This is a genomic window from Pseudoalteromonas sp. MMG022 (assembly GCF_021654245.1).
Lineage (GTDB): Bacteria > Pseudomonadota > Gammaproteobacteria > Enterobacterales > Alteromonadaceae > Pseudoalteromonas > Pseudoalteromonas amylolytica.
In genome coordinates this window covers 142,965-152,152 of sequence record NZ_JAKFZQ010000010.1, presented here as the reverse complement: position 1 = coordinate 152,152, position 9,188 = coordinate 142,965, and the positions used below count along the sequence as shown (strand labels likewise).

Annotated in this window: 7 protein-coding genes and 2 tRNA genes; 1 reads left to right on the top strand and 8 read right to left on the bottom strand. The window is 44.1% G+C overall.

What is annotated here, in order from left to right:
• Window positions 1-70: 70 nt before the first annotated feature.
• From L1070_RS11435 to xerD, 7 genes are all read right to left on the bottom strand, one after another.
• Window positions 71-147 (bottom strand) — tRNA-Arg (locus tag L1070_RS11435).
• 28 nt (window positions 148-175) lie between these two features.
• Window positions 176-268, bottom strand: a tRNA-Ser gene (locus L1070_RS11430).
• A 209-nt stretch (window positions 269-477) separates the two neighbouring features.
• Complete coding sequence (gene lysS, locus L1070_RS11425) at window positions 478-2,019, bottom strand: lysine--tRNA ligase (RefSeq protein ID WP_070983857.1); 1,542 nt, start codon at window positions 2,017-2,019, stop codon at window positions 478-480.
• Window positions 2,020-2,046: 27 nt separating this feature from the next.
• Window positions 2,047-3,145, bottom strand: a protein-coding gene (prfB, locus tag L1070_RS11420; RefSeq protein WP_096348928.1) for a peptide chain release factor 2 whose coding sequence is annotated in 2 segments (ribosomal slippage) — window positions 2,047-3,069 and window positions 3,071-3,145 — 1,098 coding nt in all. Because the reading frame shifts where the segments join, the coding sequence is not laid out codon by codon here.
• Between the two features lie 121 nt (window positions 3,146-3,266).
• Window positions 3,267-4,997 (bottom strand): single-stranded-DNA-specific exonuclease RecJ, encoded by a 1,731-nt coding sequence (gene recJ / locus L1070_RS11415; RefSeq protein ID WP_237125639.1) that lies wholly within the window; start codon window positions 4,995-4,997, stop codon window positions 3,267-3,269.
• Window positions 4,998-5,075: 78 nt separating this feature from the next.
• Window positions 5,076-5,813: a bifunctional protein-disulfide isomerase/oxidoreductase DsbC gene (gene dsbC / locus L1070_RS11410; RefSeq protein WP_237125638.1), complete on the bottom strand. Its 738-nt coding sequence runs from the start codon at window positions 5,811-5,813 to the stop codon at window positions 5,076-5,078.
• A gap of 62 nt (window positions 5,814-5,875) precedes the next feature.
• Window positions 5,876-6,802: a site-specific tyrosine recombinase XerD gene (gene xerD, locus L1070_RS11405; protein WP_070983853.1), complete on the bottom strand. Its 927-nt coding sequence runs from the start codon at window positions 6,800-6,802 to the stop codon at window positions 5,876-5,878.
• Window positions 6,803-6,882: 80 nt separating this feature from the next.
• Here xerD and fldB point away from each other — a divergent pair, with 80 nt between their 5' ends.
• A complete protein-coding gene (fldB, locus tag L1070_RS11400; RefSeq protein WP_237125637.1) occupies window positions 6,883-7,404 on the top strand; it encodes a flavodoxin FldB in 522 nt (173 codons plus the stop codon).
• 5 nt (window positions 7,405-7,409) lie between these two features.
• Here fldB and L1070_RS11395 read toward each other — a convergent pair whose 3' ends face one another.
• Window positions 7,410-9,116: a methyl-accepting chemotaxis protein gene (locus L1070_RS11395; RefSeq protein WP_237125636.1), complete on the bottom strand. Its 1,707-nt coding sequence runs from the start codon at window positions 9,114-9,116 to the stop codon at window positions 7,410-7,412.
• Window positions 9,117-9,188: the final 72 nt, after the last annotated feature.

Below are 9,188 nucleotides of genomic sequence, written 5' to 3'. Positions count from 1 at the left end.
CGTATCTTGTAAGAGTGAACCTCCTACTGCCTGCATCACAATTCTCTATATTTAACCACTTGAGATAAAGTGGCGGACGCGGGAGGATTCGAACCTCCGACCGCCTGGTTCGTAGCCAGGTACTCTATCCAGCTGAGCTACGCGTCCGATATACAAGAAGCCATTTAATAAAAAATGGCGGAGAAGGAGGGATTCGAACCCTCGATAGGGCTACAAACCCTATACTCCCTTAGCAGGGGAGCGCCTTCAGCCACTCGGCCACCTCTCCGTCTTGTGGATGCGTATAATAAAGGCTTGAGAAAATAAGTCAAACACTTTTATGGTAAAAGTGAACCGTATGCTCATAGAATGTGCAGCTTTTAAGTCATTTATATGACTACGTTTAACTTTTCCGCACTTTGCGACCAAAAATACAACAAACGTCTGTAAAAATACAAAAAAGCCGCTCTTTTGAGCGGCTTTTTAGCAAAGATTAAATTAATCAGCTTGCGGGCGCATATGCGGGAACAAGATAACGTCTTTAATTGTTGGTGAGTCAGTGAATAACATCACTAAGCGGTCAATACCAATACCCTCGCCCGCTGTTGGTGGTAAACCATATTCAAGCGCGCGAATGTAGTCTTCATCAAAGTGCATCGCTTCATCATCACCTGCATCTTTCTCTTCAACCTGGCGAGCAAAACGTGCCGCCTGATCTTCTGCGTCATTAAGCTCAGAGAAACCATTTGCAAGTTCACGGCCACCTACAAAGAACTCAAAGCGGTCAGTGATGAATGGGTTTTCATCGTTGCGACGCGCAAGTGGAGATACTTCCCACGGATATTCAGTGATAAAAGTTGGTTGAATAAGCTTGTGCTCTGCCACTTCTTCGAAGATCTCACACAAGAACTTACCCGCACCCCACACACAGTTCTCCGGTATTTTAACGTGTACTTGCTTAGCAAACGCTTTCAACTCTTCAAAGTGGTTTTCAGGGTCTTTAAAGATATGCGCCTGTGCTGCTGCAGCTTCTGAGTGTTCGATGATAGCATCAGCCATTGATAGGCGTGTGAATGGTTGACCAAAGTCATACTCTATCGTATCTACCACTTCGCCGTCTGCATTTTTTGTGGTGTTAACCACTGTGGTCGTGCCAAGCACATCCTGAGCGACCGTGCGTAACATGTCTTCAGTCAGATTCATTAGGTCATTGTAATCTGCATACGCTTGATAGAATTCAATCATAGTGAACTCTGGGTTGTGACGCGTTGATAACCCTTCATTTCTGAAGTTACGGTTAATTTCAAATACACGGTCAAAACCACCCACAACTAAACGCTTAAGATAAAGCTCAGGCGCAATACGTAAATACATATCGATGTCTAGGGCATTATGGTGCGTTACAAAAGGACGCGCAGAAGCACCACCAGGAATAACTTGTAGCATCGGTGTTTCAACTTCCATAAAGTCACGTTCAGCTAAGAAACGACGAATGCCCTCGATTACCTTAGAGCGAATTCTAAAGGTTTCACGGGTTTCCATATTAGTGATTAGATCAACATAACGCTGACGATACTTAGCTTCCTGATCTGTTAAGCCATGGAACTTCTCTGGCAGCGGACGCAATGATTTGGTCAGTAGTTCATACTCAACCATATCCACGTACAAGTCACCTTTGCCAGATTTGTGCACCGGACCTTTAACGCCAATAATATCGCCAATATCTAGTTGGCCATATTTTTCTTTCAAATCTTTTTGTACATCTTTTGAAGCATATGCCTGAATACGGCCTTTCATATCTTGTAAAACCAAGAATGGACCACGTTTAGCTAAAATGCGGCCAGCAACTGCAACTTGGTGATCTAATTCAACCAACTCTTCTTTCGATTTATCACCAAGCTTAGCCTGTAGATCAGCCGTATAGTCTTCACGGCGGAAGCTGTTAGGGTGGCCATTGGCACTGCAATTCTCGCGAATCGCATCCAACTTGGTACGACGCTCAGCAATGAGTTTATTTTCGTCTTGGATTTGATCTGTCATTTTTTAGCTCTTAGTTTAGCTTGTTGATTAAAGGCCTGATTTCAGGCTAGCTTCGATAAATTTGTCTAAATCACCGTCTAATACGGCCTGCGTATTACGGTTTTCAACGCCAGTACGTAAGTCTTTGATACGTGAGTCATCCAATACGTATGAACGTATTTGACTACCCCAGCCGATATCTGACTTGGCGTCTTCTTGTGACTGCTTTTCAGCATTTTGCGCTTGCATTTCCAGCTCAAATAATTTGGCTTTTAACTGCTTCATCGCTTGCGCTTTGTTTTTGTGTTGCGAACGTTCGTTCTGACACTGTACAACAGTATTTGTTGGCACGTGGGTAATACGAACCGCAGACTCGGTGGTGTTTACGTGCTGACCACCGGCACCCGAAGCACGATATACGTCAATGCGTAAGTCGGCTGGGTTGATATCAATCTCGATATTATCGTCAACTTCTGGGTATACGAAAGCAGAAGCAAAAGAGGTATGACGACGTCCACTTGAATCAAAAGGACTTTTTCGTACTAAACGGTGAACACCCGTTTCTGTGCGCAACCAACCATAAGCGTATTCGCCGACAAACCGCACGGTTGCACCTTTGATACCCGCCACATCGCCGTCTGTTGCTTCAACGAGTTCAACTTTAAAGCCTTTTGCTTCACCCCAGCGCAAATACATGCGCAGGAGCATGTTACACCAATCTTGCGCTTCGGTACCGCCAGAACCAGACTGTAAATCTAAATATGCATCGCTGTTATCGTGAGGACCTGAAAACATGCGACGGAATTCAAGCTTTTCCAAAGAGGCCAACAATGTATCTAATTCTTGTTGCGCTTCTTCAAAGGTTTCCTCATCTTGGGCTTCAACAGCAAGCTCGACGAGACCTTCCGCATCGTCAGCACCCGAAACCAAGTTATCTATGGTTTCAACGACTTCCTCTAGCGCTGACTTTTCACGCCCTAAAGCTTGCGCTTTTTCAGGCTCGTTCCATACCGCCGAATCTTCAAGTTCTGCATTAACCTCTTCTAAACGCTCTTGTTTAAGAGCGTAGTCAAAGGTACCCCCGAAGCAGCTCAGTACGTTCGCGAATGTCCTTGATTTGATTAATCACAGGATTCACTTCAAACATGCATATTACTCCAAAAATTTATCGATTTTCTGCACTTGTTCACAACGCCAGTAATGGCACTACAAGGCGACAATTATTAAACGCGCCATAATAGCAAAGTTTGCTCTGGCTATAAATGCCTTTATGAGGTTATTGCGCTGATTTCTCGTACTATCAACTGTAATGAAAACTTGCCTCGAAACTCGTTAATGTCAAGCTGATACGCCACTTGTGAATGCGTAGCTTGTGAATTAGGCCATGAGCGCACATCAACGTTAAAGGCAATCGCATCAACCAGCTTTCCTGATTGGTGTTTGAGTACCAATTTAAGATGTTTTTCACCTACGATTCGCTGTTGAACCAGCTCAAACTCACCACAGAAAACAGGCTCTGGAAAATGCTGTCCCCAAGGGCCCGCTTGCTGTAGAAGCTGGGCAAATTCCATCGTAAAACAATCTGCAGGTAACACCCCGTCAGTTAATAGTACGCTTTGCTTGTGCTCGTCAGACAAGTTCTCGCTCACGGTTTGTACAAAGGCTTGCTTAAAGCGATCAAAGTTTGCCTCACTAATAGTGAGCCCCGCTGCCATAGCATGTCCGCCAAACTTCTCGATGAGACCAGGGTAACAGGTATTCAGAGACTCTAACACATCGCGCATGTGCACACCTTCGATAGAGCGGCATGAACCCTTAAGTTCGCCGTTATCCCCCTGAGCAAAAACAACGGTTGGACGATGGTATTGCTCTTTGAGGCGCCCAGCTAAAATACCTATAACCCCTTGGTGCCAATCATGTTGGTATAAGCACACGGCATCTGGCACATTTTGACTACTTAATACCAAGCGTTCTAACACGGCTTGCGCTTCTTGTTGCATTCCTTGTTCAATTTCACGTCGCTCATGATTGAGGCTATCTAGTTCACTTGCAATACGACGCGCCTGATGTAAGTCCTTAGAAAGCAAGCAGGCTATCCCCAAACTCATATCATCAAGACGACCAGCAGCGTTGAGCCGAGGTGCTAACGCAAAACCAAAGTCACTGGCTGTTAATCGCGCCGCATTTCGATTGGCAACTTCTATCAGGGCCATAATCCCAGGTCGTGTATGGCCACTGCGTATACGCGCTAGACCTTGATAAACTAAGGTTCGATTATTAGCATCCAGTGCCACCACATCTGCCACAGTTCCAAGCGCTACCACATCTAGCAAAGCGGCTAGATTAGGTGGTGTTTGCCCTAATCTTTCAAAATACCCCTGCTCTCTCAACGTGCTGCGAAGTGCCATCAGCAAATAAAACGCCACTCCGACACCTGCGATTGATTTTGAAGGAAACTGACACCCTTGCTGATTTGGGTTTACTATTGCATCGGCATTTGGCAGCTGTTCACCTTGTAAATGGTGGTCGGTGACTATCACGCTAATGCCAGCTTGCTTAACAATGTCTATTCCGGTAATACAAGAAATCCCATTATCAACGGTGATCACCAGCTCTGGCTGTAACTGAACAATTTGCTCTGCTAAAGCTGGGCTCAAGCCATACCCTAAGCTAAATCTATCCGGTACCAAATAATCTACGTGCTGATAGCCAAACAGCGCTAACCCTTCCATCAGTACCGTGGTACTGGTCGCGCCATCCGCATCAAAATCGCCAACAATTAATATCCTCGCTTGGCTGTGTAATGCCGTCTGTAAAATATCGCACGCTTTGTCGATATCTTTTAACAAACGAAAATCAATCAGCGTATTGGTTCTGTTGTCCAATTCATGGGTGGATTGCACGCCTCGGCTGGCATAAATCTGTTTGATTACCGGGTGTAATTGGTTTGGCAGATGACTATCATCAACGCGCGAACGCACTTGAATATGGGTGTTCATTAACTAACTAAACCTTAAATTTGGAGCAATAAAAAAGGCCTGACGGCCTTTTTCTCGTTGACGGCATTATACCCTCAATTACGACTTCGTGCTTTTCTCTTCTAACATTTTTGATAGGGAGTCTGCAGGTTGATAACCTGGAATTAGCGTGCCATCGTCAAGAATAATCGCTGGTGTGCCTGACAAACCAAAGCTCTGACCTAACTGGTAATGTTCTGATACCGGCGCACTACAGTTTTCTACTTTAGCAACTTTTTGACCAGCTTTAGCGTCTGTAAGTGCTTTTGCTGCGTCTTTTGCACACCACACATTTCTTAAATCTTCATAGCCAGAGCCCTGCAGGCCACCACGTGGATACGCTAAATATTTCACTGTAATTCCAGCTGACAGATAGTCTTCCAACTCTCTGTGTAGCTTGCGGCAATAGCCACAAGTAATGTCCGTAAATACCGTGACCTGGTGCTTTTCATTTTCAGCTTTGTAAACGATCATTGAATCTTCGTATTGTGCAACGCCCTCTTTACGTACACCACTTAGTGCTTGATCGGTTACGTTGATGCGGTTTTCCAAATCAATGAGATTGCCTTGCATCAAATATTTACCATCCATACTGGCATAAAGCACGCCTTTATCGGTCAGTACTGTTTTCAAACCCGCTATTGGGCTATCTTCTATGCTTGATACCGTTACGCCTAATTTAGCAAAACTTTCTTCAATAGGGTTTACGCTCTGCTCAGCAGGAACGGCTTCTGGCGCTGTGTTGGCGAAGGTTGAGAAGCAGCATGCCATTGCCGCTACATACATTAGTTTTTTCATATTATGCTCTTTCAATTATTATCCAATCACCCAGTAGACCGACAATTTCAAATAAAATTCCATCAAGCTCTGGGATGATGCTGCTGATGAAGCGTTTTTAAACGTTCACTGGCAACATGTGTATAAATCTGTGTCGTCGATAAGTCACTATGCCCCAACATCATCTGTACAACTCTTAAATCAGCGCCATGATTCAACAAATGTGTTGCAAATGCATGACGTAACGTGTGTGGTGATAATGGTGACGTTACATTTGCCAAAATAGCATAGTGTTTAATACGATGCCAAAAAGTTTGACGTGTCATACCGGTGCCGCGTTTTGATGGAAACACAAAATCGGTAGCATGTTTAACCATTTCAGGGCGACCGACCTTCAGGAACTGTTCGATATAGTGCAATGCTTCTTCGCCCATTGGCACTAAACGTTCTTTACCTCCTTTGCCTTTTACCAACACAACAGCCTGGCGTAAATTGATCTGCTCCATTCTCATGCCAACTAACTCCGTTACCCGCAGTCCTGTGGCATATAAAAGTTCCAGCATGGCTTTGTCTCTGAGCCCCATGGCATCACCTAAATCGGGTGCGTCTAACAAAGCTTCTACTTCTTGCTCTGTTAGAGTCTTAGGTAAGGCTTGTGTTGTTTTAGGTTGTGCAATATTCAAAAGTGGCGTAGCGGTGATCTCTTTTTGGCGTAAAAAAAATAAATAAAACCGTTTGAGTGCACTGATCGCCCTAGCGGTACTGCGCGATTTTAGCCCTAAATCATGTCGATGTGCCAAATACGCTTCAACATCTGAACTTTGAACTTTTAACAGTGAGCAGTTGTTATCTATTGATTGAATAAATTGAGCAAACTTATCTAAGTCACTGCGATAAGCTGCTAGCGTATTTTCGCTTAGCCCTTGCTCTAGGTATAAAGTGTCCAAAAACAATTCTATAGCTTGCGCATTGACGTCGTTTAATGGCTTTCTTGAGATATTTTCGCTCACAGGCTTCCTGTATCAATTTAATGCGTCATAAGGTAGACTTCGCGCCTATCATATCAGTCAATCTAAAAGTGATAAATACTATGCAAATCGGGTTATTTTACGGTTCAACCACCTGCTATACCGAAATGGCGGCCGAAAAAATAAGAGACATTATTGGTGAGGATATTGTGTCATTACACAACATCAAAGACGAGCCACTGGTCAACGCCCAACAGTATGACTTTTTGATTTTTGGTATTTCCACTTGGGACTTTGGTGAGTTGCAAGAAGACTGGGAATCATGCTGGGACGATATCGAAGGGGTTAACTTAGCAGGCAAAACCATCGCGCTGTTTGGCATGGGCGATCAGCAGGGCTACGGACAGTGGTTTCAAGACGCTCTTGGGATGTTACATGACAAGATAGCGCCGCAAGGGGTAACGTTTTTAGGTTATTGGCCTAACACTGCCGACTATGAATTCGAAGCCTCCAAAGCACTTACCGAAGATGGGAAACATTTCGTCGGGTTAGCCCTAGATGAAGACAGCCAATATGATAAAAGTGACGACCGTATCGCCACTTGGATAGCTCAGATCATGACCGAATATAGCGACTCACTTTAACCTTATTAGCTGCCTGTAAATCTATGTAGCTGCTCATTAATTTGTTTCACAGCCTGATTGATTTCATCGGCAGCGGCCAGAATTTCGCTCGCACTGGCATTAGTCGTACTTGACGTTTCGTGTATTTCGGTAATGCTAGAGCTAATATCTTTGATGGTTTGTCCCTGCAATCTAGCGGCTTGAGTGAGTTGCTCATTTTGCTTTTGTATCTCATTGATTGAATTGCTGATGCTTTCAATCATATTTTTGGTTTCATTAGCTTTTTGCTGACTCATTTGAATGCTCTGACCACCATTTTCAATACTTTGCACCGCATTTTTAGCACCCGCCTGAAGCTGCGTGATCATATTGTTAATTTCTTCTGTGGACTCTTGTGTTCGACTCGCGAGCGTTCTGACTTCGTCGGCAACTACCGCAAAGCCTCGGCCTTGCTCTCCAGCCCTAGCAGCTTCAATCGCGGCATTTAGCGCGAGTAAATTAGTTTGCTCAGCGATATTTTTAATGACATCCAGTACTCCACCTATATTTTGGCTATCGGACTCTAGATTTCGTACTACGTCAGCAACGTTTGCCATTACACGAGATAGCGCTTCAACAGATTCGAAGCTTTCTTTAACAATACCGCGTCCATGCGAAGCCTCTTGTTGTGTTGCTCTAGTGTTTTCATCCGTTACTTGTGCAATAGAGTTCATATCTTCTACAGACGACAACATATCCGTCATGGAGTCTGCAACTTGTGTAGTTATCTGTTGTTGCTTTTTCGCTCCGCTGTTTGTGGTTTTACTTATCTCCTGCATCTCAAACGTTGCACCAGATAACTGCTCTACTTGGCTAGCGATACTGGTTAACGCCAAAGAAAACTTATTCATAAACTCATTAAATGCCACCGATACCACACCAATCTCATCCCTTGGGTGCTCTTCAAGTCGATGACTAAGATTACCCTCACCGGCTACAATCTCATCTAATGCCTTGTGCAAACTACGTAGGCGATTGGAGATTAACCTTCTAAACAGGTAGAACAAAATACCGATGGTAACCACCAAAGCACCGACCACAATCCCTGCGATGACTAGATTTAGACTTTGCGCACCAGCCAGTACACCATCGATGGGGACTTGAACTTCCAATACACCTCGAACGTCATTAAGTTTCCAACCTGTTCTTGGAGTTTGGGGATGACTGTTGTGACAATTTACACACCCTTTTGCCACCATGGTGTCTGCCAGTGCAACACGCACAACCTCTTTGCCCGCAACTTCTTCCACCGAGCTAAAAGTCAGCTTTGGGTTATCATTCAACTTTTGCCAGGCTTGCTGAGCGAATTGATCTAACTGCCTATTCTGTCTAATTGGAAATGGGTATGGACTATAAAGCTTTAATGCGATTATTCCTTTTTCAGAAAACTCTTCACTGATGTCATGGATAAATGTCGCCGGTAGCGGTATGTGTTTGGCGTTATCTTTGTGCTCAAAATGTGGGGAAAACTCGCTGCCACTGGTGATTTTTTTGATGATGTTCTTTGTATAGTAGCCACGAATTGCCTTATATTGCTTAACGGTACTTTCTGCCGATGCAATTGCATTATCAATGGTATGTTGTTTGGTAATACTTGGCACGTAGATCAGCAACACCAAAAAGACCACTAAGAAAATAACAACTAACGGTGCAAATAAACGTGTACTGAGCTTATCAAAATAGGGGATAGCCATCTGAGCTTCATACCAGTGTATCTTGAATAGTTAATAAGTTTAGTTCAAGTTAAGAAAAATGCATGGTCCCTC

What these genes read in the sequence shown, in the direction of transcription:
- lysS (WP_070983857.1), bottom strand. Translation starts at nt 2,019, where the DNA reads ATGACAGATCAAATCCAAGACGAAAATAAACTCATTGCTGAGCGTCGT.
- recJ (WP_237125639.1), bottom strand. Translation starts at nt 4,997, where the DNA reads ATGAACACCCATATTCAAGTGCGTTCGCGCGTTGATGATAGTCATCTG.
- dsbC (WP_237125638.1), bottom strand. Translation starts at nt 5,813, where the DNA reads ATGAAAAAACTAATGTATGTAGCGGCAATGGCATGCTGCTTCTCAACC.
- fldB (WP_237125637.1), top strand. Translation starts at nt 6,883, where the DNA reads ATGCAAATCGGGTTATTTTACGGTTCAACCACCTGCTATACCGAAATG.
- L1070_RS11395 (WP_237125636.1), bottom strand. Translation starts at nt 9,116, where the DNA reads ATGGCTATCCCCTATTTTGATAAGCTCAGTACACGTTTATTTGCACCG.